Origin of the sequence: Thermomonas aquatica, assembly GCF_006337105.1 — a bacterium.
Lineage (GTDB): Bacteria > Pseudomonadota > Gammaproteobacteria > Xanthomonadales > Xanthomonadaceae > Thermomonas > Thermomonas aquatica.
This window is the reverse complement of the sequence record NZ_CP040871.1, coordinates 1,973,973-1,998,405: the sequence shown is the minus strand read 5'-3', so window position 1 is coordinate 1,998,405 and position 24,433 is coordinate 1,973,973. Positions and strand designations below refer to the sequence as shown.

General features: G+C 69.0%; 18 protein-coding genes and 1 pseudogene. 10 read left to right on the top strand and 9 right to left on the bottom strand.

Annotation, left to right across the window (positions count from 1 at the left end; all coding sequences use genetic code 11):
* The first annotated feature begins 11 nt into the window (after window positions 1–11).
* On the top strand, window positions 12–506 hold the full coding sequence (locus FHQ07_RS09455; protein WP_139716568.1) for a DMT family transporter: 495 nt from the start codon (window positions 12–14) through the stop codon (window positions 504–506).
* On the opposite strand, the gene speA is transcribed toward FHQ07_RS09455, so the two are convergent.
* On the bottom strand, window positions 479–2,368 hold the full coding sequence (speA, locus tag FHQ07_RS09450; protein WP_139716567.1) for an arginine decarboxylase: 1,890 nt from the start codon (window positions 2,366–2,368) through the stop codon (window positions 479–481). The two genes, FHQ07_RS09455 and speA, sit on opposite strands and share 28 nt — an antisense overlap.
* Window positions 2,369–2,514: 146 nt before the next feature.
* Here speA and speE point away from each other — a divergent pair, with 146 nt between their 5' ends.
* Window positions 2,515–3,369, top strand: a complete 855-nt coding sequence (gene speE / locus FHQ07_RS09445) for a polyamine aminopropyltransferase (protein ID WP_139716566.1) — start codon at window positions 2,515–2,517, stop codon at window positions 3,367–3,369.
* A 135-nt stretch (window positions 3,370–3,504) separates the two neighbouring features.
* Complete coding sequence (locus FHQ07_RS09440) at window positions 3,505–5,376, top strand: tetratricopeptide repeat-containing diguanylate cyclase (protein ID WP_240703601.1); 1,872 nt, start codon at window positions 3,505–3,507, stop codon at window positions 5,374–5,376.
* A 5-nt stretch (window positions 5,377–5,381) separates the two neighbouring features.
* Here FHQ07_RS09440 and FHQ07_RS09435 read toward each other — a convergent pair whose 3' ends face one another.
* Window positions 5,382–5,720, bottom strand: coding sequence for a P-II family nitrogen regulator (locus FHQ07_RS09435; RefSeq protein ID WP_139716564.1), 339 nt, complete (start codon window positions 5,718–5,720; stop codon window positions 5,382–5,384).
* A 186-nt stretch (window positions 5,721–5,906) separates the two neighbouring features.
* On the opposite strand from FHQ07_RS09435, the gene ubiK reads away from it, so the two are divergent.
* Entirely contained in the window at window positions 5,907–6,197 is a 291-nt protein-coding gene (ubiK, locus tag FHQ07_RS09430; RefSeq protein ID WP_139718003.1) for a ubiquinone biosynthesis accessory factor UbiK, read from the top strand.
* A gap of 11 nt (window positions 6,198–6,208) precedes the next feature.
* The gene (locus FHQ07_RS09425) at window positions 6,209–7,723 is read left to right on the top strand and encodes a YifB family Mg chelatase-like AAA ATPase (protein WP_139716563.1); all 1,515 of its coding nucleotides are present in this window, start codon (window positions 6,209–6,211) and stop codon (window positions 7,721–7,723) included.
* 358 nt (window positions 7,724–8,081) lie between these two features.
* Here the strand turns inward: FHQ07_RS09425 and FHQ07_RS09420 are convergent, their stop codons facing one another.
* The gene (locus tag FHQ07_RS09420) at window positions 8,082–9,317 is read right to left on the bottom strand and encodes a putative peptide maturation dehydrogenase (RefSeq protein ID WP_139716562.1); all 1,236 of its coding nucleotides are present in this window, start codon (window positions 9,315–9,317) and stop codon (window positions 8,082–8,084) included.
* Here FHQ07_RS09420 and FHQ07_RS09415 point away from each other — a divergent pair.
* Window positions 9,316–9,669, top strand: a complete 354-nt coding sequence (locus FHQ07_RS09415; RefSeq protein ID WP_168191532.1) for an NHLP-related RiPP peptide — start codon at window positions 9,316–9,318, stop codon at window positions 9,667–9,669. The genes FHQ07_RS09420 and FHQ07_RS09415 overlap by 2 nt on opposite strands.
* A gap of 68 nt (window positions 9,670–9,737) precedes the next feature.
* On the opposite strand, the gene FHQ07_RS09410 is transcribed toward FHQ07_RS09415, so the two are convergent.
* The 4 genes from FHQ07_RS09410 to aceB form a co-directional block, all read right to left on the bottom strand.
* Window positions 9,738–12,227, bottom strand: coding sequence for a putative peptide modification system cyclase (locus FHQ07_RS09410; RefSeq protein ID WP_139716560.1), 2,490 nt, complete (start codon window positions 12,225–12,227; stop codon window positions 9,738–9,740).
* Window positions 12,228–12,237: 10 nt separating this feature from the next.
* Window positions 12,238–13,242, bottom strand: coding sequence for a GGDEF domain-containing protein (locus FHQ07_RS09405; RefSeq protein WP_240703459.1), 1,005 nt, complete (start codon window positions 13,240–13,242; stop codon window positions 12,238–12,240).
* Window positions 13,243–13,359: 117 nt separating this feature from the next.
* Entirely contained in the window at window positions 13,360–14,676 is a 1,317-nt protein-coding gene (gene aceA, locus FHQ07_RS09400; protein ID WP_139716558.1) for an isocitrate lyase, read from the bottom strand.
* A gap of 62 nt (window positions 14,677–14,738) precedes the next feature.
* Window positions 14,739–16,373: a malate synthase A gene (aceB, locus tag FHQ07_RS09395; RefSeq protein WP_139716557.1), complete on the bottom strand. Its 1,635-nt coding sequence runs from the start codon at window positions 16,371–16,373 to the stop codon at window positions 14,739–14,741.
* A 114-nt stretch (window positions 16,374–16,487) separates the two neighbouring features.
* On the opposite strand from aceB, the gene FHQ07_RS09390 reads away from it, so the two are divergent.
* Complete coding sequence (locus FHQ07_RS09390) at window positions 16,488–17,456, top strand: LysR family transcriptional regulator (protein WP_139716556.1); 969 nt, start codon at window positions 16,488–16,490, stop codon at window positions 17,454–17,456.
* A gap of 89 nt (window positions 17,457–17,545) precedes the next feature.
* On the opposite strand, the gene FHQ07_RS14680 is transcribed toward FHQ07_RS09390, so the two are convergent.
* Entirely contained in the window at window positions 17,546–18,553 is a 1,008-nt protein-coding gene (locus FHQ07_RS14680) for an isoaspartyl peptidase/L-asparaginase family protein (RefSeq protein WP_338419645.1), read from the bottom strand.
* A 222-nt stretch (window positions 18,554–18,775) separates the two neighbouring features.
* Window positions 18,776–19,294: pseudogene (locus FHQ07_RS14675) on the bottom strand (cyanophycinase); the annotation flags it as partial.
* A 299-nt stretch (window positions 19,295–19,593) separates the two neighbouring features.
* Between FHQ07_RS14675 and FHQ07_RS09380 the strand changes: the two are divergent.
* From FHQ07_RS09380 to FHQ07_RS09370, 3 genes are all read left to right on the top strand, one after another.
* Window positions 19,594–20,169: an RNA polymerase sigma factor gene (locus FHQ07_RS09380; RefSeq protein WP_139716554.1), complete on the top strand. Its 576-nt coding sequence runs from the start codon at window positions 19,594–19,596 to the stop codon at window positions 20,167–20,169.
* The gene (locus FHQ07_RS09375; protein WP_139716553.1) at window positions 20,147–21,211 is read left to right on the top strand and encodes a FecR family protein; all 1,065 of its coding nucleotides are present in this window, start codon (window positions 20,147–20,149) and stop codon (window positions 21,209–21,211) included. The genes FHQ07_RS09380 and FHQ07_RS09375 overlap by 23 nt, the downstream gene beginning before the upstream one ends.
* Window positions 21,212–21,296: 85 nt before the next feature.
* Entirely contained in the window at window positions 21,297–24,386 is a 3,090-nt protein-coding gene (locus FHQ07_RS09370) for a TonB-dependent receptor (protein WP_139716552.1), read from the top strand.
* Window positions 24,387–24,433 lie beyond the last annotated feature (47 nt).

Here is a 24,433-nt window from a genome sequence, read left to right as displayed (position 1 = left end):
GGCCTCGGCGCATGAACATCTTCGGCGCGTTGCTGGTGGCGGTGCTGATCGGCGCGATCCTGCCGCTGCAGGGCCTGGTCAACGCGCGGCTCGGCATGCATGTCGGCGGGCCGGTGGTCGCGGCCTTCGTCTCGTTCCTGGTCGGCACGCTGATGCTGGGCCTGTACCTGCTCGCCACCCGCACCCCGATCGCACTGCAGGGCAGCCTGAAATTGCCCGCATGGATCTGGGCCGGCGGCGTGTTCGGCGCGATCTACGTGGCCTGCTTCACCCTGCTGGTCCCGCGCATCGGCGCGGCCGGGATGATCTGCCTGGCGGTGCTCGGCCAGGTCACCGCCTCGCTGCTGCTCGACCAGTTCGGCGTGTTGCAGGCGCCCAAGCCGGTGGACTGGATGCGCCTGCTTGGCGCCCTGCTAGTCCTGGTCGGCGTGCTGCTAGTGGTGGCGCCGTGGCGCACGCCGGCGAAACCCGCCAGCGCTCACTCCAACGGTTCGTCGCTGAGGTAGGTGTAGGCGGTCAGGCCGCGTTCCAGCGCTTCGTTGAGGCGTTCGGCCTCGCCCTTGCCGAGGTCGGCGGCGCCGACCAGCGCCTTGTAGCGGCGGCGCAGGTCGTCGAGCTTGTAGCCCACGTAATCCAGCATCACGTCGGTGGTGTCGCCGCGGCGCTGCTGGGTGATCGCGTAGCCGTCGCCGTTGAGCTTCACCTCGATCGCGTCGGTGTCGCCGAACAGGTTGTGGATGTCGCCGAGGATCTCCTGGTAGGCGCCGACCAGGAAGAAGCCGAGCCGGTAACGCTCGCCCGGGCGCAGCTCGTGCAGCGGCAGCGAGCTGTCGAGGTCTTCGTTCTCGACGTAGGTGTCGATCTTGCCGTCGGAGTCGCAGGTCAGGTCGGCGATGATGCCGCGGCGGGTCGGCTGCTCGCCGAGGCGCTCGATCGGCACGATCGGGAACACCTGGTCGATCGCCCACACATCCGGCATCGACTCGAACACGCTGAAGTTGACGAAGTACTTGTCGACCAGGCGCTCGTTGAGTTCGTCGAGCAGGTCGCGGTGGCTCTTCTCGTCGTAGGTCAGGCGCGCCTTCACCGCGTGGGCGATGGCGTAGAACAGGTCGTCGATGCGCGCGCGCTGGGTGAGGTCGATCTGGCCGAGCGCGTACAGCGACAGGCCCTCGGCGTGGGCGGAGGCGGCCTCGTGGAAGACTTCCACCGCCGGGCGCTGGCCCATCTCGTCGTGCAGTTCGCGCAACTGCCGCACCGGATGCGATTCGTCCTCGTGCACGTCGGGCACGCGGCCTTCCGGTGCCTTCTCCACTTCCGACACGTTGGTGACCAGCACCGCATGGTGCGCGGTCATCGCGCGGCCGCATTCGGTGACGATGCGCGGCGGCGTCAGTTCCTCGCGCGCGCAGGCTTCCGCCAGCGGTTGCACGATGCTCGACGCGTAATGGTGGATGCCGTAGTTGACCGAGTTGTAACTGCGCGAACGCGTGCCTTCGTAATCGATGCCGAGGCCGCCGCCCACATCCACATGGGTGATCTTCGCGCCAAGCTTGCTGAGCTCGACGAAGTAGCGGGTGGCCTCGCGCATGCCGTTGGCAATGTCGCGCACATTGGAAATCTGGCTGCCCATGTGGAAATGCAGCAGTTGCAGGCAGTCGCCCATGCCGGCGTCGCGCAGGCGCTTCCACAGGTCCAGCAGCTGGCGCGGGTTGAGGCCGAACTTGGCCTTGTCGCCGCCGCTGTTCTGCCACTTGCCGGCGCCGAGGCTGGCCAGGCGCATGCGCACGCCCAGGCCCGGCTGCACGCCGAGGGCCTGCGCTTCCTCCAGCACCAGCTTCAGCTCGGAGGGCTTCTCGATCACGATGAAGGTCTGCAGGCCCAGCTTGCGGCCGATCAGCGCCAGGCGGATGTATTCGCGGTCCTTGTAGCCGTTGCAGACGATCAGGCCGCCGGGCCGGCTCAGCGCCAGCACCGCCATCAGCTCCGGCTTGCTGCCGGCTTCCAGGCCAAAGCCCTCGCCATGGTGCGATGCCAGGGTACCGGCCACGCCCTGGTGCTGGTTGACCTTGATCGGATAGACCGCGGTGTAGCCGCCCGGGTAGTCCCAGTCCTTCTGCGCCTGCGCGAACGCGGCCTGCAGCTTGCCCAGGCGGTCGCCCAACACGTCCGGGAAACGCACCAGCATCGGCAGCTTGGCGCCCTGCGCCATGGCCGTATCGACCACGTCCGGCAGCGCCACGGCGGGACCGGCGGCGCCCTTGGGACGCACCGCGATGCGTCCGCCGCCATCGACCTCGTAATAGCCTTCCGACCAGTGCGGGATCGAATAGGTCTTGCGGGCAAGATCGAGCGACCAATCGGACATCTGCGCGGCACCGGCGGAACCAGGGAGGACGCGCATTGTAGGGCTTGCGGCCGGCGGGGGCCGCAGGCGCTTCAGCCCGCGGTCACGGCGGTAACCCCCGCTCCGCTACAATCCGCGCCCCACCACGCTTGCACGGAACCGCCGCGATGACCGAGACCACCTGGTTGCACGAGAACTTCGACAAGGCCGGTTCGTCGATCGGCTTCCGCGTGACCCGCAAGCTGGACGAGGTGCAGTCGCCGTTCCAGCACATCGAGATCTACGAATCGACCGACTGGGGCAACGTCATGCTGATCGACGGCGCGATGATGCTGACCACCCGCGACAACTTCCTCTACCACGAGATGATGTCGCACCCGGCGCTGTTCACCCACGCCGACCCGAAGCGCGTGGTGATCATCGGCGGCGGCGACTGCGGCACCCTGCGCGAAGTGTTGCGCCACCCGGGCGTCGTGAAAGCCACCCAGTGCGACATCGACGAGCAGGTCACCCGCATGGCGGAGAAGTATTTCCCCGAACTGTGCGAATCCAACCACGACCCGCGCGCCGAGCTGCTGTTCGACGACGGCCTGGCCTACATGGCGAACTGCGAACCGGGCAGCGTGGACATCGTGATCGTCGATTCCACCGATCCTGTCGGCCCGGCCGAAGGCCTGTTCAACAAGGCGTTCTTCGCGGACTGCCACCGCGCGCTGAAGGACGACGGCATCCTGGTGCAGCAGAGCGAATCGCCGCTGGTGCTGCTGGACCTGATCAAGGAAATGCGCGCGGAGATGGGCAAGGCCGGCTTCGCCAGCTTCCAGACCCTGCCGTTCCCGCAGCCCTGCTACCCGACCGGCTGGTGGAGCTGCACGATGGCGAAGAAGGCCGCGAACGCCGATTTCGGCTTCCGCGAGGCCGATGTCCGCGGCAAGGGCTTCGCCACCGCCTACTACAGCGCCGACCTGCACAAGGGCGTGCAGGCGCTGCCGCCGTTCGTTGCGGCGGCGCTGGCGGGCTGAGAACGTTTCCTGCCGCGGGAACTGAGAAACCGCGCACGGCAGGCGTACTGTTGCGGGGATAGGGTGTCGGGTTGATCCGGCACCGGGACGGACGTGCGCACGCAACCGCATTCATCGAAGGCAAGCCTGTTGGCCATGCTGCTGGCATGGCCAGCGCTGGCCTGCGCCTTCGCGGCGCCGCATCCGGGCACGGATGAGCCGACCAGCACCCGCGCCGCCGCCTTCGACGCGACCTTGCGCAAGGTGACCGGCCCGGAATCGCTGGACAGCAGCAGCGACGCCTACGACGCCGACCTCGAACGCTTGCGCGCGCTGCTGCCTGCGGACGATCCGGCGCGCGACGTGCGCTTCCGCTCGGTCTACTGCGGCAGCAGCAAGTGGAAGGACATCGAACGCGGCCTGGAGTATTCGGACACGGCGTTGAAGCTGGCCCGCGACGCCCGCGACCCGGCGTCGGAGGCGCGGGCGATCCTCTGCCGCACCAACTACATCCAGCTGACCAGCGGCACCCAGCGCGGCCTGCCCGAAGTGGAGAAGGCGATCGCGTTGCTGCAGGAAGGACAGGAACCGCAGCTGCTCGCCGAAGCGCTGGAGATGCGCGGCGACCTGCTCTCGCTGCTGGGCGAACAGGCCAAGGCGATGCTGGATTTCCAGCGCGCGCGCGCCGCCTACCGGCAGGCCGGGATCGATCGCGAAGTCGAGCCGCTGATGCTGAGCATGGCGGTCGCCTACCGGCGCATGGGCGACAGCGAGCAGGCCGAGCGCCTGATCCGCGCCGCGTTGCAGCGCATGCAGGACAGGAACGACTGGGAAGGCGTGGCGACCTACCTGATCCAGCTGGGCTTCCTGCAGGGCGAATCCGGTTCGCAGGACAAGGCGTTCGCGACCTTCCGCGAAGCGGAGCGCGTGGCGCGCCAACATGGCGACGCCTACAACCGCAACGCCGCGATGCTCGGCCTTGCGGAGGCGCAGATCGCCCTGGGCGATCCGGACGGCGCGCTGGCGATGCTGGCGCAGGCGCGCGCGGGTTTCGCCGCCGACCGGGACACCTCGAACGACGACATGCTGCTGATGCTGACCGGCCAGGCGCTGGCACGGCAGGGGCAGCACACCGCGGCGATGGAGCGGTATCGGCAGGCGCTGCCGCTGATCGAGCGCAACGGCAACGACCGCTACCTGGCCATGCTCTACAAGGCGCAGGCCGCCAGCCAGGAAGCGCTCGGCTGGACCGCGAGCGCCTTGTCCGACTACAAGCGCTATGCCGACCTGCAACTGAAACTGCAAGGCAAGATGCGGCTGGAACAGGGCCGCATGCTCGAATACGAATACGAGATCCGCCGCCGCGATTTCGAGAACCGGCAACTGCGCGCGGAAGCGGACAGCAAGCAGCAGGAAGTCGCCACCCTCGAGGCGGTGCGGCGCTGGCAATCGCTCGCCATCGTCCTCGCGGCGCTGTTCGTCGCGCTGCTGTCCTCGCTGGCATGGCGGCAATGGCGCAAGTCGCGCCACCTGCGCGACCTGACCCTGCTCGACCCGCTCACCGGCATCGCCAACCGGCCCGGGATCGAACGCGAGGCCGCGCGCGCGCTCGACGCGTCCGCCCGCAACGGCACGCCGTTGTCGCTGTTGATGCTCGACCTCGACCACTTCAAGTCGATCAACGACCGCTATGGCCATGCCGCCGGCGACAAGGTGCTGCGCGCCACCGCCGCGGTCTGGCAGGCGCAACTGCGCGGACGCGACCCCCTGGGGCGGATCGGCGGCGAGGAATTCGTGGTGGTCTGCCCGGACACCACCCTCGAACAGGCGTTGCTGGTGGCGGGACGCCTGCGCGAGGCCGCGCACGGCCTGCGCTTCGACGACATCGACCCGACGCTCGCCGTCAGCGTCAGCATCGGCGCCGCGCAGGCGCGCAAGTCCGGCGACAGCTGCGACGCATTGATCGACCGCGCCGATGCCGCGCTGTATCGCGCCAAGCAGCAAGGGCGCGATCGGGTCGAGAGCTAGCCGGCCTAGAGCGCGTCGCCGTCCAGCTCGCCGGTGCGGATCCGCTCCACCCGCTCCAGATCCCAGACGAAGATCTTGCCGTCGCCGATCTTGCCGGTGCCCGCGGCCTTGATGATCGCCTCGCTGACCACGTCGACCTGGTCGTCGGTGACCGCCACTTCCAGCTTGATCTTGGGCAGGAAATCGACCACGTATTCGGCGCCGCGGTACAACTCGGTATGGCCCTTCTGGCGGCCGAAGCCCTTGACCTCGGTGGCGGTGATCCCGGCCACGCCGGCCTCGGCCAAGGCCTCGCGCACGTCGTCGAGCTTGAACGGCTTGATGATCGCCATGACCATTTTCATGGACGCAACTCCGGTTTCGATGGCGCGAGCATAGCCCGCCTCCATCGCCGGCGTGCATACTGCCCGCGCCGATGCGGGGTTTTCCCACCGCGCGGCGCCGCCTGCACCGACGGCGACCGCCCAGCGCGATGCGCATGCTGGCGTCGACCAAGCCCGCAGGAGCACGCCATGAGTCCACACGCCATGATCATCGACCTCGCCCAACTCGACGAACTCGCCCGCCGCCTCAGCGGCCTGGTACCGCCCGGCCTGCGCGGGCATCTCTCCGAGGAGACGCGCGAGGAACTGCAGCAGAACTTCAAGTCGGTGCTGCAGGCCGGCCTCGGCAAGCTCGACCTGGTGACCCGCGAGGAATTCGAGGTGCAGCGCGCGGTGCTGGCGCGCACCCGCGAGAAACTGGAAGCGCTGGAACGCGATGTCGCCGCGCTCGCCGGCGACGCGCCGGCCACGCCTGCCCGCGACACGCCGCAGCACTGACGGCCGCCGCCATGGGTCTTGCGATCGTGCACAGCCGTGCGCGGGTCGGCGTGCGCGCGCCCGACGTCCGCGTCGAAGTCCACCTGGCCGGCGGATTGCCGTCGATGAACATCGTCGGGCTCCCGGAAGCGGCGGTGCGCGAAGCCAAGGATCGCGTGCGCGCGGCGATCCAGTGCGCGCAATTCGAATTCCCGGCGCGGCGCATCACCGTGAACCTCGCGCCGGCCGATTTGCCGAAGGACGGCGGCCGTTACGACCTCGCCATCGCACTGGGCATCCTCGCCGCCAGCGGGCAGCTGTCGGCCGACGGGCTGGAAGCCTGGGAATTCCTCGGCGAGCTCGCGCTCACCGGCGAGATCCGCGCGGTGGACGGCGTGCTCGCTGCCGCGATCGCGGTGGGCCAGGCCGGGCGCAAGCTGCTGGTGGCGCCCGCCAACGGCCATGAGGCGGCGCTCGCTTGCAACGTGGAGGTGCGCACCGCGCGCACCCTGCTGGAAGTCTGCGCGGCGCTGGACGCACGCAAGGAACTGCCGCTCGCGCAGGCGCTGCCCTGCCATGAAACCCGGCAAGCGGACCTCGCCGACGTGCGCGGGCAGGTCCAGGCCCGGCGCGCACTGGAGATCGCGGCGGCCGGATCGCACCACCTGCTGTTCGCCGGCTCGCCCGGCAGCGGCAAGACCCTGCTGGCCTCGCGGCTGTGCGGGATCCTGCCGGAACCCTCGCAAGCCGAGGCACTGGAAGCGGCCAGCATCGCCTCCGCCAGCGGGCGCGGCCTGGATCTCGCGCACTGGCGGCAACGCCCGTTCCGCGCCCCGCACCACACCGCCAGCGCGGTCGCCCTGGTCGGCGGCGGCGCCGATCCGCGCCCCGGCGAGATCTCGCTGGCGCACCATGGCGTGCTGTTCCTCGACGAACTCCCGGAGTGGAGCCGGCATGCGCTGGAAGTGCTGCGCGAGCCGCTGGAGTCCGGCAGCGTGACCGTCTCGCGCGCGGCGCGGCAATGCGAATTCCCGGCGCGCTTCCAGTTGATCGCGGCGATGAATCCCTGCCCCTGCGGCTGGGCCGGCGATCCGTCCGGCCGCTGCCTGTGCAACGACGAGGCGATCCGCCGTTACCGCGCGCGCATCTCCGGACCGCTGCTGGAACGGATCGACCTGCACGTGGAAGTGCCGCGCCTCCCGGCGACGGCCTTGCGCCACGACGCCGCCCCGGGCGAATCCAGCGCGGTCGTGCGCGCACGCGTGCTGCGCGCACGCCGGTTGCAGGAGGCGCGCTGCGGCACCACCAACGCGCGCCTCGACCAGGCCCAGACCGATGCGCACTGCAGGCTGGCCGGACGCGACTTCGCCCTGCTGGAACGCGCCGTCGAGAGCCTGCAGCTGTCGGCGCGCTCGCTGCACCGCATCCTGCGGGTCGCGCGCACCATCGCCGACCTGGCCGGCTGCGAAAGCATCGAGACCCCGCACCTCACCGAGGCGATCGGCTATCGGCGGCTGGAGCGCGGGCGCGAACGTGCCGCCGCCTGATCGGGGATTGTCCGTCCTTCCGTGTTTCCCCGTTTTCCGGTCGAGGCGCCATGGAGAGACGCCATGGCGCTGCGCCGCACGCCCATCGCCGCTTCCATCGCCGCCTGCATGCATGCCGCCCCGCGACCGCGGCGCCGGCAACGCCACGGCGAACGCCCGAGCACCCGCAACGGCACCGGCCTGCATCGCCGACGTCGAACTCATTCCGTGCGATGCGCTGTTCCCGGATAAAAGCCACGGCTTTGCCGGCTCCAGCGTGGCGCGCCCGCGGGCGCAGACAGCGTGCCCGGGCTGGTCGAGGCGTTGAAGACGCACACGGCGGCGGTCAGGAACTGAGTCGACTGGCCTGGCCGCACGCTCAGTCGCGCGGCCAGACCAGTCGATTGGGATCGAATTCGGATTTCACCAACGTCGCCGCGCGCTGGCCGAAGCCGCAGACGGCCAACGGACTCTGCGTATATGGGGTCATGCCGAACGCGCGCTCGAGGTCGACCTCGTTGATCGCGCCGGTCACGAACGGCCCAAGCCCGGCCTGCGTCGCGCACAGCTGCAGCGTTTGCGAAAGGTGGCCGACGTCGAGCACGCAGACGCGGTAGGCCTTGGCATGGTTGCGGTACTTCCAGAAATTGCGATGGAAGCGCGGCGCCAGCACGCACAACACCGGCGCATCGGCGAAGAAGTCCTGCCCGGCTACGGCGATTCTGGCGAAGGCGCGCAGCTCCTCCTTGCGCCATGCGCGTGCAGGCGCGCCGTCCAGCGCGCGCGTACCGACATCGCCGGATTGCGGTGCCTCGATGCGTGGCGTCACCGGTTCCAGCGCATGTGTATCGATGCGGTAGCGGTACAGGCCTGGCGCGATGCCCTCCACCCGCTGCACGATCAGGTAGCAGTCGGTCGGGTGCAGCGAGCCGCCCGACGGGCTGGTGCGCTTGTACACGTCGAAGCCGGGCGCTGGGCGGCCGATGCCGCGCGCGCCGAACACGCGCGCCATCAGTTGCGAAAACGTCGCCAGCGGAACAACCGCATCGGTATCGAAGTTGCGGCAGGTCGCGCGGGTGTCGAGCAAGGCGTCGAACGCGTCGCGTTCGATGCGCGGCAAGCCGATCTCCGCATCGGGCTGCAGCGATGGGATCACATGCGGCGGCGGCGCGCCGTGATTGCGCAGCAATCCTTCGTTCGTATCCACGTCCTGTTCGGCCATGCCTTGCGGACCGTCGATGCCTTCCCAGCGCGCGGCCATGTGCGCCACGGCGGCCGGCGCATGCCAGCCGATCGCGCGGAAGCCCTCGTCGGCAGGCGCGTCGTCACCGGTCGGCTTCGCCAACAGCAATCCCGCTTCGAGCAATCCGTCCACCGCATCGGGCCCGATGCGCGCATCCAGCATGTCCCGCTCGACCCAATCCACCGGTCCTAGCGCGCCCAGCAGCGGCACGTGCTCGGCATCGACCTCCACTGCCATCGACAGGTACGGTGCGTGCGCGAACCACGCCAGCCGGCTGACGATGCCGGTTCCGCCCGCAAGCAGGTCATCGAACTGGAAGTTCGCTATCTCGCGTGGCTCCAGCCACACCACGGCGCAGCGCCTGATCAACATGTGTCGCACCACCGCAATGTCCCGATACGGTGGTATTGTCCGCGTTCCAATCAACAGGGGGAACACCATGGCACAGGATCAGGAAGCACCGGCTGGATTGCCGCCGCGTATCGCCAAGCTGCTGCTGGACAAGCTGGAAAGCGACGAGACTTTCCGCAGCCTGTTCGCGAAGGCGCCAGCGGATGCCTTGCGCCTGCTCGGCCATGCGGACGCCGCGCCCTGCGTCGCATTGAAGCCCGGCACCACGCTGGCTTCGCCGGCCCAGATCAAGGCGCAACGAAGCAAGATCGAAGCCTTGATGGTGGGGATCCAAGGCTACGACTGCGCACTGTCGGCGCAAGAAGGGTTCTAACCCCAAGCACAGGCATCACAGGCAAACGCCCCGGCAGCGCATCGCCGGGGCGTTCGTGTTTTGACGGCTCAGCCGCCGGTGCGCGCGCGGTTCCTGATGGCTTCGCCGGACACCGCGATGTTGAAGAAGCGCAGGACTTCCGCCGTCGTCGCCTCGACGAACACGCGGCCGCGATGGGTGGCCAGCCACTCGGCCTGCGCCTTGGCCGCGAGCTTGTCGCCGGAGGCTTGCGCAGCGCGCATCAGCGCCCAATGCACGGCCACCAGGGCGGTATCCCGCTTCGCCAGCGGCGACAGTCGGGCAATGGCGGCCTGCGGCTTGCCAGCGAGGCGCTCCTGCTCCGCCAGCACCACCTGCTGCAGTTGCCCGACCGTCGGGTAGTCGCGGACCACCGCGCTGTCCTGCGTGCGACGCAGGGCGGCGTCCACGCCAGCACGATCGTCGCGAGACCCCGCCAGCAGGCCGGCGTACAAGCGCAACTCGACCGCGACCGGCGGATAGATTGCCTCTGCTTCTGCGCCCTTCGCATCGAGCGCCGCAAGAAGGTCGCGCACTGCCGCCGACGCATCGCCCTCGCCTGACAGCACGGCCAAGCTCGCAATCGCGGCACGGGCACGCAACGATTCCAGTGCATCGCCGTCCGCATCCGCCTTCGACGCCCAAGCCTGTGCGGCCTTTGCGGCATCCGCCGGCTGGCCCCGGTCGAGCCAGGTGACGACCGCGGCCTCGCCCTTCCAACCATCGCGGCCGCTGGTGCTGGCCATGTACACCTTGTCCGCCTCGGCATGCTGGCCGCGCACATCGAAAGCACGCGCGTAGTACTCCGCATAGGCCGAGAGCCCAAGGTCCCTGGCCTTGCGGTACTCGATCAGCGCCGCATCGTATTTCTCCTGCGCAAGCAGGTAGGTGCCCACCGTGTCGTGGGAGAGGGCGACACGCTCGTATTGCGGCACCAGCGTGCGGCGCACCAATGCTTCCGCGGCACGGAAGTCATTCCGCTGGTGCCATGTGTTCGTCGCTAGCCGGCCGATGGTGCGGTAATCGTCGGGATACAGCGCTAGGTACTGGTCCGCCTTGCGGAAATACTGATCGGGCCCGTCGTGCTGCATCACCATCAATTCGATCCCGAGCTTCTCCTGCGGCGACAGCCGCTGCGGGATCGCGAGTGCCTTGCGCCACTCCTCGAGCGAGCGAGCCACTTCGCCATTTGAGGCGTAGAAACGCGCTATGTCCGCATGCGCCAGCGCGAACTGCGGATCCAGTTGCAGCGCACGGCGATAGAGGCCCAACGTCTGTTCGCGGTCGCCTGTGGTGCTGGCCATGTTGCGCGCCACCGCGAACGCCTTCAGCGCATCCAGGCTCGGCGTGGCCACGTTCGGCAGCGGCACCGAGGTCTTCTGCACGTTCTGCATCGCCTCGCCCAGCTTCTCGCGCAGCTGGTCGGTGACGTCGTCGATCGAGCCCAGCGCGGATTCGATGCCCTTGCCGTCCGCGGTCACCGCGTATACCGTGGTCTGGGTGCGCGGGTCGATGACTTCCGCGCTGACCCGCAGGCGGCCCCCTACTTCGGCCACGGTGGGCAGCAGCAACGCGCGCGCGCCATCGCGCAGGGCGATCTCCGAGCCCGCCGCACGGTCGACCTGCGCGTCGGCCTTCTTCTGCATGCGCTGCAGCGTCTCGCGCACCTTGAGGTCGCTGAGCACGTTGACGTAGCGCGACTGCTCCAGGCTGATCCGGAAGGCCTGCTCCAGCGAATCGTCCAGGCGCGGGTCGCCGGTGAGGTTGCGCAGGTCGCCGACCACCACCCAATCGCGCTCGGTGAAGGCGATCGCCGGTTGCGGCCGGGTCAGGAACCAGCCGCTGAGCGCAAGGCCGGCCAGCAGCAATGTCTCCGCCGCCAACGCCACCGGCCGCCGCCACAGCGGCAGGTCGCGCCAGGCCTTGGGCGTGTGCGAGGGCATGCGCAGCGGTGCCAGGCCCGGTTCGCCGACCTCGAAGATTTCCTGCGCTTCCGGCACGCCCTTGAAACGCCAGCGGCCGTAGCTTTTCCACACCAGCAACTCGCCGCGTTCGCCCAGTTCGCGGGCGGCGCGGTGCGCCAGCGGCTCGGCGGTGGCGGACAGCAGGATCTGCCCGGGCCGCGCCAGCGCCATCAGGCGGCCGGCCAATGGCTTGGCCAGGCCCTCCACTTCCAGCGACTTGGCGCCCAGGCGCACCGCATCGACGCTGTTCTCCCACACCAGCACTTCGCCCACGTGCAGGCCGGCGCGCGCCTGCAGGGTCTGCTTGTGCTCGCGTCCGAGGTCGCGCAGGCCGCGCACGTAGTCGAGGGCGAAGCCGAGGCCGTCGATCGGGCGCTCGAAGATCAGCAACAGGCCGTCGCTGCGGTCGATCAGGCGACCGCGCCAGCGTTGCTGCAGCTCCAGCACGATGCGGTCGTGGGCGCGGAACAGCGTCGCCGCCACGGTGTCGCCCAGGCGCTCGACCAGGGCGGTGGAGTCGACCAGGTCGGTGAGCAGCAGGGTGCGGACCTGCGGGATGTCGGTGATCGCGCTCATCGACCCGGGCTCAGTCCTGCCACTCCACGCGATCGCCGCCCAGCCGCTTGGCGCGGTACAGGGCGGTGTCCGCCTGGGTGTACCAGTGTTCCCAGTTCTGGCCCGGGCCCAGGCTGCATGCGCCCAGGCTGAGCGTGGTCATCTGCGGCGGGTTGCTGTGCATGCGCATCAGGGCGCGCGCGCTGGCCAGGATGTAATCGGCCATGCGTTCCAGGTCTTCGCGGCGATCGCCATGCACCAGCAGGCAGAATTCGTCGCCGCCGAGCCGGCAGGCGATGTCTTCCGGACCGGCGACGGCGCGCAGCAGGTTGGCCACGCTCTGCAGCACGCGATCCCCGGCCAGGTGGCCATGGGTGTCGTTGACGTGCTTGAAGCGGTCGCAGTCGATCAGGATCAGGCTCAGCCCGGCCAGCGTGCTGTTGCGGCGGCGCTGTTCGATGTGGGTGCCGAAGCCGCGGCGGTTGGCCAGGCCGGTGAGCTCGTCGGTGCGGGTCAGCGCCTCGGTCTGGTTGAGCCGGTGCGCGGTGGCGCGCAAGGTGTCCAGGGTGGACTGCAATTCCTGGTTGCGGCGGCGCAGGCGGGCGATCAGCGCCTGTTCGTTGAACACCACGCGCATGATCGCGCGACGCAGGAACTGGGTGAGCAGTTGCGGGTCGCGCGCAGCCAACGCATCGAATTCCACGCGGCCCAGTTCCAGCAACACGCCGGATTCGGCCACGGTGGCATCGGCGCTGCGGGCATGGTCGCCGATCAGCAGGCCGAGTTCGCCCAGGAATTCGCGCGCGGCAAGGCGCTTGCCGACCAGGTCGTCGCCGAAGTCGAGGTCGACCGCGCCGCTGGCGATCACGAACATCGCGGTGCCGAGGTCGCCGCGACGGAACAGGTACTGGCCGGCTTCGACCCGCCGGGTCCGCGCGACCTGCGCGAACAGCGCGTATTCGGCGTCGGTCAGGGCGGGCGAATGCGGATCGCCCGGATCGCGGGTGCCGGCGACGTCCTGTGCGATTGCGGCCACGCCCTCTCCCACCCCGCGCCCCCCGAGACGATTAGATCCGCAGGATAGCATCGGCTCCGATCCACGGAGGTCAACGCAGGCCGGCGCTGGAACCGGCCTGCGTCGGGTGTGAAAACCTTACGCTGCGGCGCGTTCGCCGTGGAACTGCTCTTCCTCGGTGGAACCCTTCAGCGCCACCGTCGAGCTCTGCCCGCCCTGGATGGTCTGGGTGATCGCATCGAAGTAGCCGGTGCCGACCTCGCGCTGGTGCTTGACCGCGGTGAAGCCGCGTTCGGCGGCGGCGAACTCCTTCTCCTGCAGCTCGACGAAGGCGCTCATCTGCCGGCGCGCATAGCCGTGGGCCAGGTCGAACATGCCGTAGTTCAGCGCATGGAAACCGGCCAGGGTGATGAACTGGAACTTGTAGCCGTAGCTGGCGATCTCCTTCTGGAACTTGGCGATGGTGGCGTCGTCCAGGTTCTTCTTCCAGTTGAAGCTCGGCGAGCAGTTGTAGGCCAGCAGCTTGCCCGGGAACTTGGCGTGGATCGCCTCGGCGAACTTGCGGGCGAACTCCAGGTCCGGCTTGCCGGTCTCGCACCACACCAGGTCGGCGTAGGGCGCATAGGCCAGGCCGCGGCTGATCGCCTGGTCCAGGCCGTTGCGGGTCTTGTAGAAGCCCTCGACGGTGCGCTCGCCGGTGGCGAACGGCCGGTCGTTGGCATCGACGTCGGAGGTCAGCAGGTCGGCGGCTTCGGCGTCGGTGCGGGCGACGATCAGCGTGGGCACGCCCATCACGTCGGCGGCCAGGCGCGCGGCGGTCAGCTTCTCGATCGCCTCGCGGGTGGGCACCAGCACCTTGCCGCCCATGTGGCCGCACTTCTTCACCGAGGCCAGCTGATCCTCGAAGTGCACGCCGGCGGCGCCGGCCTCGATCATCGCCTTCATCAGTTCATAGGCGTTGAGCACGCCGCCGAAACCGGCTTCGGCATCGGCCACGATCGGCTGCAGGAAATCGATGGTGTTCTCGTGCAGGTTGTGTTCGTTGCGCTCTGCTTGCTGCACCTGGTCGGCGCGCAGCAGGGTGTTGTTGATGCGCTTGACCACCTGCGGCACCGAGTTGGCCGGGTACAGCGACTGGTCGGGATACATCTCGCCGGCCAGGTTGGCGTCGGCGGCGACCTGCCAGCCGGACAGGTAGATGGCCTTCAGGCCGGCCTTGACCTGCTGCATGGCCTGGTTGCCGGTCATCGCGCCCAGCGCGTTGACGAACGGCTCGCTGTGCAGCGACTTCCACAGCTTCTCCGCGCCGAGGCGGGCGATGGAGTGCTCGATGTGCACGGTGCCGCGCAGGCGCACCACGTCTTCCGCGGAATACGGGCGGGTGATTCCGGCCCAACGCGGATTGTTGGCCCAGTCCAGCTTCAGTTGTTCGGCGCTCGGCAGGTGGTTCTTCATGGGGCTCTCTCGTGGGGTTGGCGGTGCGGTGGAAACGGGAAGCAATCGGCTCGATGCCGCGCTCAATCGATGCGTTCGTAGGCCGGCAGGGTGAGGAAATCGGCCAGCGTGTCGGCGTGGGTGAGGCGGTCGAGCATCCCGATCGCCTCGTTGATGCGGCTGGCGCCGGGCATGCGCAGGCGGTCGCTGAACTTGCTGGGCAGGCCGATCAGCGCGCGCTCCAGCAGGGCGTAATCGACCGGGGTGCCGTCATCGAGGTGCAGGGGTTCGCGGCCGTCGTCGGCGAAGTGCAGCCACTGCCACAGCTGGGTGCGGGCGATCTCGGCGGTGGCCGCGTCTTCCATCAGCCAGTGGATCGGCACGCAGCCGTTGCCGTCCAGCCAGGCCGCGAGGTAACGCACGCAGACCTCGACGTTGCCCTCGAAACCGGCGCGGGTGATGGTGCCCAGCGAAGGCTTGATCAGATCATTGCGCGACACGCTCACGTCTTCGCGCAGCACATGGCGCTGGTTGGCTTCCGGCATGTGCGCATCGAAGAGTTCGCGGGCCAGCGGGATCAGCGCCGGATGCGCGACCCAGGTGCCGTCGTGGCCGGCGGTGACTTCGCGCAGCTTGTCGGCGCGCACGCGGGCGAGCGCAGCCTCGTTGGCCTCGGCATCGCCCGAGATCGGGATCTGCGCGGCCATCCCGCCCATCGCATGCGCGCCGCGGCGGTGGCAGGTCTTGATCAGCAATTCCGAATAGGCCTTCAGGAACGGCTGGGTCATGCCGACCTGCGCGCGCTCCGGCAGCACGCGGTCGCGGTGGCGGCGGAAGGTCTTGATGTAGGAAAAGATGTAGTCCCAGCGCCCGCAGTTGAGGCCGACGATGCGCTCCTTCAGCGCGTGCAGGATCTCGTCCATCTCGAACGCGGCCGGCAGGGTCTCGATCAGCACGGTGGCCTTGAGCTGGCCCTGGGCCAGGCCCAGCTCGCGCTCGACCTGCGACAGCACCGCATCCCACAGCGCCGCCTCTTCCATCGCCTGCAGCTTGGGCAGGTAGAAGTACGGGCCGCGGTCCTTGGCCGCCAGCGCCTTGGCGTTGTGGAAACAGAACAGGCCGAGGTCGAACAGCGAGGCGGACATGCGCTCGCCATCGACCAGCACATGCTTCTCCTCCAGGTGCCAGCCGCGCGGGCGCACCAGCAGCACCGCCTGCTCGGCGTCCGGCTTCAGGGTGTAGTGCTTCGACCCGTCCGGCGCCATCCAGTCCAGCGTCCCGGCCACGGCCTTGCGCAGCGCGCGCTGGCCTTCCAGCAGGTTGGCCCAGGTCGGCGCGGTGCTGTCCTCGAAATCGGCCATGTAGCAGTTGGCGCCGGAGTTCAGCGCGTTGATCACCATCTTCGGGTCGACCGGGCCGGTGATCTCCACGCGGCGGTCCTGCAGGGCGGCCGGGATCGGCGCGACCCGCCAGTCGCCGTTGCGGATGGCGGCGGTGTCGGCGCGGAAGTCCGGCAGCGCGCCGGCATCGAACTGGGCCTGGCGGACTGCGCGGGCGGCCAGGCGGGCGCGACGCTCGCCCTCGAAGCGGCGGTGCAGGCCGGCCAGAAAGGCCAGCGCGGCCGGGGTCAGCAGCGATTCCTGCCCCGGCAGGACACGGGTGACCTCGATTCCGCCTTGCTCGCCCGGCTTCGGGCCCTCTTGCAGCACTGCCGACATCGCCAACTCCAGAACAACACCGTGGGGAAACGAACCATCCGCCAGCGTCTGGTATTTGACAAAGCAGTTTTATCAATGCGTATTATTTGATTACCAAATACTGTAATCGGATCAATGGCCGAAAGCGGTCCCAGCGCCCTGCGCTTCGCCTACAAGGGCTCGCGACTGAAGCCCCTACGGGCGTTTTGCCAGGTCGCACGACTGGGCTCCGTCTCGCGGGCGGCGGAAGCGCTGTACCTCAGCCAGCCGGCGGTGACCCTGCAGCTGCAGGCGCTGGAACGCGAACTGGGCGTGCGCCTGCTGGAACGCAGCGGTCGCCGCCTGACCCCCACCCGCGAAGGCGAGCTGCTGTACGAGATGGCGCGGCCGCTGGTGGAAGGCCTGGACGGACTGGCGGCCAGCTTCCGCGAGCAGGTGCGCGGGCTGGATGCGGGCGAACTGAACGTGGCGGCCGGCAGCTCGACCATCCTGTACCTGCTGCCCGGGATCGTGGATGCCTTCCGCCAGCGCCATGCCGACGTGCGCCTGAGCCTGCACAACGTGACCGGCGCCAGCGGCCTGGACCTGCTGCGCAACGATGCGGTCGACCTGGCGGTGGGCTCGATGCTGGATGTCCCGGCCGACCTCAGCTACGCGCCGGTCTACCGTTTCGAGCCGATGCTGATCATGCCGCCCGACCACCCGCTGGCGGACAAGCGCGAGCTCAAGCTGGAGGACCTGTCGCCGTACGGCCTGATCCTGCCGCCGAAGCGCCTGACCACCTACCGGCTGGTCGACCTGGTGTTCCAGCAGAACCGGGTGCCGTACACGGTGGCGCTGGAGGTCGGCGGCTGGGAAGTGATCAAGCAGTACGTGGCGATGGGCCTGGGGATCAGCATCGTCACCGCGATCTGCCTGACCGAGGCCGACCGCCAGCGGCTCGCCGCGCGCTCATTGGCGCGCTGGTTCCCATCGCGCAGCTACGGGATCGTGATGCGCAAGGGCAAGTTCCTGTCGGCGCAGGCACGCGCCTTCGTCGAGCTGATCAAGCCGGAAGTGCTGGCCGCGCGCGAGTACGACCAGAGCGGGCATTCCGAGCGCTGAAGAAAAAGGCGGGTCAGAAAAAGGCGGGTCAGAGTCGAGTTTCGTAAACGAAACTCGACTCTGACCCGCCTTTCCCGCCGAGTACGTGCTCAGTACGCCGGCAGCGGCAACGTATCGGTCTTGTAGATCGCCACGTGCGGCACGCCGTCGGCGCCGATCCAGCCGCGATACATGCCGCCGGTGTTGAACGGGAACGCGGCCACGCCCTGCGCATCCAGCGCGATCGCGCCGCCGTCGCCGCCGGCCTTGGGGATGTCGCGGTTGATCACGCCATCGGAGGCGCGGTCGATGCTCTGCCCGGCCAGACGTACCCGCGCGCAGATCTCGTGCGCGGCGGCATCGCGGATGTAGAACTCGCCCCAGCCGGTGCCGGACACCGCGCAACGCTGATCGGCCCAGGTGCCGGCGCCGATGATCGGCGAATCGCCGACGCGGCCGTAGCGCTTGTTGGTCATGCCGCCGGTGGAGGTGCCCGCGGCCAGGCGTCCCTGCGCATCCAGCGCCAACGCGCCGACGGTGCCGAAGTAGGCCTTGCCCGGCAGCACCAGCGGCGTGTTCGCTGCCTGCGCGTTCTTCTCTTCCGCCAGCGCCTTCTGCAACTGCCGCCAGCGCTTCTCGGTGCGGAAGTACGCGGGATCGACCAGCGCGATGCCCTGTTCTTTGGCGAACATCTCCGCGCCGTCGCCGACCATCATCACGTGCTTGGACTTGTCCATGATCGCCCGCGCCAGGGTGATCGGGTTCTTGACCCGATACAGGCCCGCCGCCGCGCCGGCCTTGCCGGTGGCGCCGTCCATGAGCGAGGTGTCGAGCTCGTTGCGGCCGTCGTGGGTGAACACCGCGCCACGGCCGGCGTTGAACTGCGGCGCGTCCTCCAGCACGGTGATCGTGGCTGCCACCGCATCCACCGACGAGCCGCCCGATTGCAGCTTCGCATGGCCGGCGCGCAAGGCGGCTTCCAGCGCAGCGCGCGCCGCGGCTTCCTCGTCCTTGCTCAAGTCGCCCGGCTCCACGCCGGCACCGCCATGGATCACCAGCAGTGGCGCGTCCAGCGCGGTCAGCACGCCATCGCGCACCGCATAGTGGCGCTGGAACACCGGCCGCTCGACGCGTCCATCCGGCAGATGCAGGACGGAATCCGGGCCGGCACCAACGGTGTCCACTCGGTCGAGTTGCATGGCCTCGTCTTCGACCTGCTTTGCGAAACCGCCGCGCACCACCGTCGCGCCCGCCATCGGCGAGGTCGCGTACACGCGCGCCGTGCCGTCGCCTTCCACCGCGACCGCGGCGTCTTCGTCGACGCCCAAACCGATCAGCGGCTTGCCCGCCATCGATTCGGCCTTGGCGACGAAGGCGATCAACCGGCCCAACCGGTTGCGCTCGCTGAAATGGGTATCGGTGACCACGCCCTTGAGCAGGGCGAGGTGCAGGAAATCGGTTTCGATGGTGTTCTCCGCGCCCAGCGGATCGGCCAGCGCGCGCGGGCTGATCTGGCTGCCGCCGTCCATCGCCCCGTACAGGTAGTCGCCGAGCATGGCCAGGCCGGCGCTGGTACCGCCGAGCGGCTTGCCGGCGCGCACGTGCGCGTCCAGCGCCGCGGCCACCGGCGTGCCGCGCCAGTAGCGCACGTAGCGCGACTGGTCGCCGCCGGCGATGAAGATGCCGTCGGCGCGCTTGAGCGCGGCCAGGACCTTCGGGTCGCTGGCGGCTTCGCGGTCGTTGAACACGAAGGTCTCGACCGACTGGATGCCGCCGACTTCGTTGAAGAACTCCTCGCCGATCTCGCCCGCCTGCGAGGCGCGCAGCACCACGATGTGGCCGTTGCCGGCCTTCTTCATGAACCAGCGCAGCGCATCGAAGTTGCGGTCGCCGCCGCCCATCAGCAGCAGGCCCGGCGCGGGCTTGCCCGGGGTCTTCGCCGCGGTGTCGCCCAGCAGGTAATGGCCGGTATCGGCCGCCATCGCAGCCGTGGATGCAATCCCCATCGCGGCCACCAGCAGCATCGACCAGTACGCGCGTCGCTTCATCGTCATCCTCGTTCGATCGGCCATCGGCATTCCACTCGATATGACGAATGGCGAAGGCATTTCCCCCGCCGGGTTGCCGGATCGCCTCCGCTTTCGGCTATCTTCGCCCGATGCATTCGCCGCTGGACAGGTGGTTCGCCGAGGAAATCCTCGTCCACGAGGAAGCCCTGCTGCGCTACCTGCTGCGCAGCTGGCCGCACCGCGAGGAAGCGCAGGACCTGCGCCAGGACATCTATGCGCGGGTCTACGAAGCCGCGGCGAAGGGATTCCCCGCGCAGCCGAAGGCGTTCCTGTTCGCCGCCGCGCGCAACCTGATGGCCGATCGCGCGCGCCGCGCACGGGTGGTCTCGATCGAGCCGATGGGTGATTTCGAGCCTTCGCACGTCTTGGTGGATGACGTGTCGCCGGAACGCTGGTGCGGCGGGCGGCAATTGCTGCACCGGCTGGCCGACGCCTTCGATGGCCTGCCGGATCGCTGCCGCGAGGCGGTATGGCTGCGCCGCGTCGAGGAACTGTCGCAAAAGGACGTGGCCATGCGCATGGGCATCAGCGAAAAAACCGTGGAAAAGCACCTCGCCAAGGGCATGCGCCTGCTCGCCGACCGCCTCTATGGCGGCGATGGCATGGCCCGCGATGCCCACTCCGTGCCCGCGAAAGACGACGATGAACGCCAGCACGCGGACTGAAATCGAGCACACCGCGGCCGACTGGCTGGCACGCCGCGACGGCAGCGCGTGGTCGCAGGCCGATCACGCCGCGCTCGCGGACTGGCTGGACGCGGACACCGCGCATCGCATCGCATTCCTGCGCCTGCAGGCGGCCTGGGACGAAAGCGGACGCTTGCAGGCCTTGGGCGCGGGCTGGAAACAGCCGGGGCCGCCGCCGCGCGGGCATTGGGCGCAACCCGCGCAAGCCCAGGGCGCCGCATCGATCGCGCTGGCACCGGACCTGCGCGACCTGAAGCTCGCACCGCGCCCCCCGGTGGGGCGTTCGCTGGCGGCGACCGCGTTCGCGGTGCTGTCGATCGCCGCCTGCGCCTTGTTCGCCGGCTGGGGCTGGCGCACCTATACCCATGTCGACACCGCCAGCTACCAGGCCGCGCTGGGCCAGGTGCAGGCCGCACCGCTGGCGGACGGCTCGCGCGCGGTGCTGTCCAGCGACAGCCGCATCGACGTGCAACTGTCGCGCCACCGGCGGCTGGTCGAACTGCGCCGCGGCGAGGCGATCTTCGAGGTGGCGAAGGACGCGACGCGTCCGTTCGTGGTCGACACCGGCAATCGCCAGGTGATCGCGGTCGGCACGCGTTTCTCGGTGCGCCGCGACGGCAACGACCTGCGCGTGGTGGTGACCGAAGGCACGGTGCGGCTGGAGACGACGCGCACCGGGCGAGGCCCGCAACCGATGGCGCTGCTGCCCGCCGGCAGCATCGCGCTGGCGCGCGGCGGCGACGTGCTGGTGCGCAGCCTGCCGATCGCCGATGCCGAGGGCATGCTGGATTGGCGCGACGGCACGCTGGCGTTCCGCGATACCACGCTGGCCGAGGCGGTGGTCGAGTTCAACCGCTTCAACGCGCGCAAGCTGGTGGTCGCCGACCCCGCGGCCGGCGCGCTGCGGGTCGGCGGCAGCTTCCGCTGGGACAATGCCGAGGGCTTCGCCCGCCTGCTCGAGCGCGGCTTCCCGCTGCGCGCCGAGTACGACGCCTCGCGCATCGTCCTGCATTCGCGGTAGGGCGTCCGCGGCAGCGGGGGATTTGCCGGGTTCGTTCGTCATGAAGCTGTAACGGCGCCGCATCGAGCGCCTTGGGGGAATTTGCATGAAGCCGTCCCGTCCGCTGCGCGTCCTGTTGCTGTCCCTGGCCTGTTCCGCCGCACTCGCCGCGCAGGCGCAGGGCGGCCGCGTCGACGTTCCCGCCGGCGACCTCGCCACCGCGCTGGAGACCTATGCCCGCCAGTCCGGCACCCAGCTGGTGTATCGCGCCGACCAGTTGAAGGGCGCGCGCAGCGCCGGCGTGCAGGGGCAGACCGCATCGCCGCAGGCGCTCGACGCGCTGCTCAAGGGCAGCGGTTTCCATGCGCAGCGGGACGACTCCGGCGCGGTGCTGGTGGTGCCGCAGGCGGCCCAGGCCCCGGCCAGGCCCGCGCCGGCCCGGCCGCGCGCCGCGCAGCAGTCCACGCCGCAGGCCGCGACCGACGCACCAATCACCGACATCGAAACCGTGCAGGTCACCGGCTCGCGCATCCCGCGCGCGCAGGTGGAAGGCCCGGCGCCGATCACCATCGTCACCGCCGAGAACATCAAGGCCGCCGGCCTCACCAGCGTGCCCGACGTGCTGAAGTCGCTCAGCCAGAACAACGGCTACACCTACGGCCAGCAGAACACCACCAACGCGCAGTCCACCCCGGGCGCGCAGGCGGTCGACCTGCGCGGCCTCGGGCCCAACCACACCCTGGTGCTGGTCAACGGCCGCCGCGTCGCCGACTTCCCGCTGCCGCTCAACAGCCGCAGCAACTTCACCGACATCGGCAACATCCCGCTGGGGATGATCGACCGCGTGGAAATCCTCACCGGCAGCGCCTCGGCGGTGTACGGATCGGACGCGATGGCCGGCGTGATCAACTTCATCCTGAAGAAATCCACGGACGGCATCACCATCGACTATCGCTACGGCGATACCGAGCGCGGCGGCGGCGCCTCCCACAACCTGAACCTGACCGGCGGCTTCGAACGCGGCGATTTCAGCGGCATCGTCGGCCTGGAGCTGATCGACAAGGATCCGCTGTGGGGCACCGACCGCGAGATCCAGGATTCGACCCTCGACGCACCCACCGCGCGCCGCCGGTTGCCGCGCATGATCGCGCAGAGCAACCGCACCGCGCCGACCGACGGCTGCGCGGCGATGGCCGGCCTCAACGAAGGCACCACGGTGCTGGCCACGGACACCCGCGGCCGCGCCTATTGCGGCAGCGACCGCGCGATCGCCTATCGCACCATCACCAACGGCCGCAAGGGCGCCACCGCCTACGGCTCGTTCGAGTTCCGCATCAACGACGACCTGTCGTGGTTCGCCGATACCCAGATCGGCCACCAGAAAGTGGAGCTGCTGACCGGCACCAACGGCAACATCCTGACCTCGAGCTGGGGCAACATCGCCAGCGACCACATGGGCTGGGCGTTCTACGACCCGAACTCGACCGACGTCGATGACAGCATCTTCTACAACGAGGGCATCGGCCGTTACGAACTGTGGCAGCGGCAGTTCACCCCGGAGGAAGTGGGCGGCCTGAAGAACCGCATGAACACCACCACCGAGAAGACCTTCGCGCTGACCACCGGCTTCAAGGGCGGCTTCGGCGAGGACTGGAACTGGGAAGCGGCCTACAACCATTCGCAGTACAAGGCCGAGGTGAAGATGCCGCGCATCCTGGCCGCGGCCGCCAACGCGTTCTTCCTCGGCCCGCGCCTGGGCTACGACGAGGACGGCTACGCGATCTACAACCCGAATTACGCGCGCCTGTTCACCCCGCTGACGCCCGAGCAGTTCGCGTCGATCTCGACGATGTCGGTCTGGCATCCCAAGGCCGAGAACGACAACCTCAGCTTCACCGCCGACACCACCTCGCTGTTCACCCTGCCGGCGGGCGATGTCGGCTTCGCCGGCGCGATCGAATACGGCCGGCAGTCCTACCGCATCAATCCCGATCCGCTGGCGCTGACCGACAGCGCCTACTTCGGCCCGCGCTACGGCGACGGCCGCGGCGACCGCGACCACTGGAGCGCGGCCGGCGAGTTGCGCATGCCGCTGCTGTCCAGCCTGCAGGCGAGCCTGGCCGGCCGTTACGACCGCTACAGCTACGGCAGCAGCAACCCGGGCAAGTTCACCTACAGCCTGGGCCTGGAATGGCGTCCGCTTGACACCCTGCTGGTGCGCAGCTCCTACGGCACCGGCTTCCGCGCGCCGGACATGCACTACCTGTTCGCCGGCACCGACTACTACCGCAAGATCTCCACCGACTACTACCAGTGCCGCACCGACCCCGACGCGGCGGGCTTCAGCGACGACGATTGCTACAACGACGGCACCTGGGACATCAACACCCGCGACGTCTACACCGGCAACATGGCGCTGGACGTGGAGACCAGCAAGTCGTTCACCGGCGGCTTCGTGTGGTCGCCCAGCGCGAACTTCGACCTGGCGGTGGACTACTACGCGATCGAGGTGAAGAACCAGGTGCAGGTGCTGGACCGCGAATGGATCCGCGCCACCGAAGCCGATTGCCGCCTGGGCGTGACCGACGACGGAAAAACGGTCGATGGCAATTCGCCCACGTGCGTCGAAATGAAGGCGCGGGTGATCCGCGATGCCGATGGCGACATCACCAGCGTGCTGTTCGGGCCGATGAACATCGCCAGCGAAAAGACCTCGGGCGTCGACGTCACCGCCAACTACCGCCTGCAAACCGCCGCCGCCGGCGATTTCCGCTTCAGCGGCAGCTACACCTGGGTGCGCAGGCACGACCGGCAACTGCGCCAGGGCGACCCGAGCGAAGACATGCTGGACGTCGGCTTCGCCGATGCCACCATCCCGCGCGTCAAGGGCAACCTGGGCGCGAGCTGGGAGAAGGAGGCATGGGCCGCCAGCCTGTTCGGCAACTACGTCGGCCGCGTGCCCAACTGGGCCAACGATGCGTGGACGCCGGCCAGCTGGCGCTTCAACGGCAGCGCGCGCTACGACATCAACGACCACTTCCGGGTGTCGCTGACCGTCAACAACCTGCTCGACAAGATGCCGCCGAAGGACGCGACCTGGGAAAGCTACCCGTACTACGACACCGCCTGGTTCGACAGCATGGGCCGCAGCTATTACGTGCAGCTCACCTACAAGTTCGGCGGCAAGCCGCTGTAAACGCAGCACCCCGCACACGGAAGCGCGAAGCCCCGGCATGCCGGGGC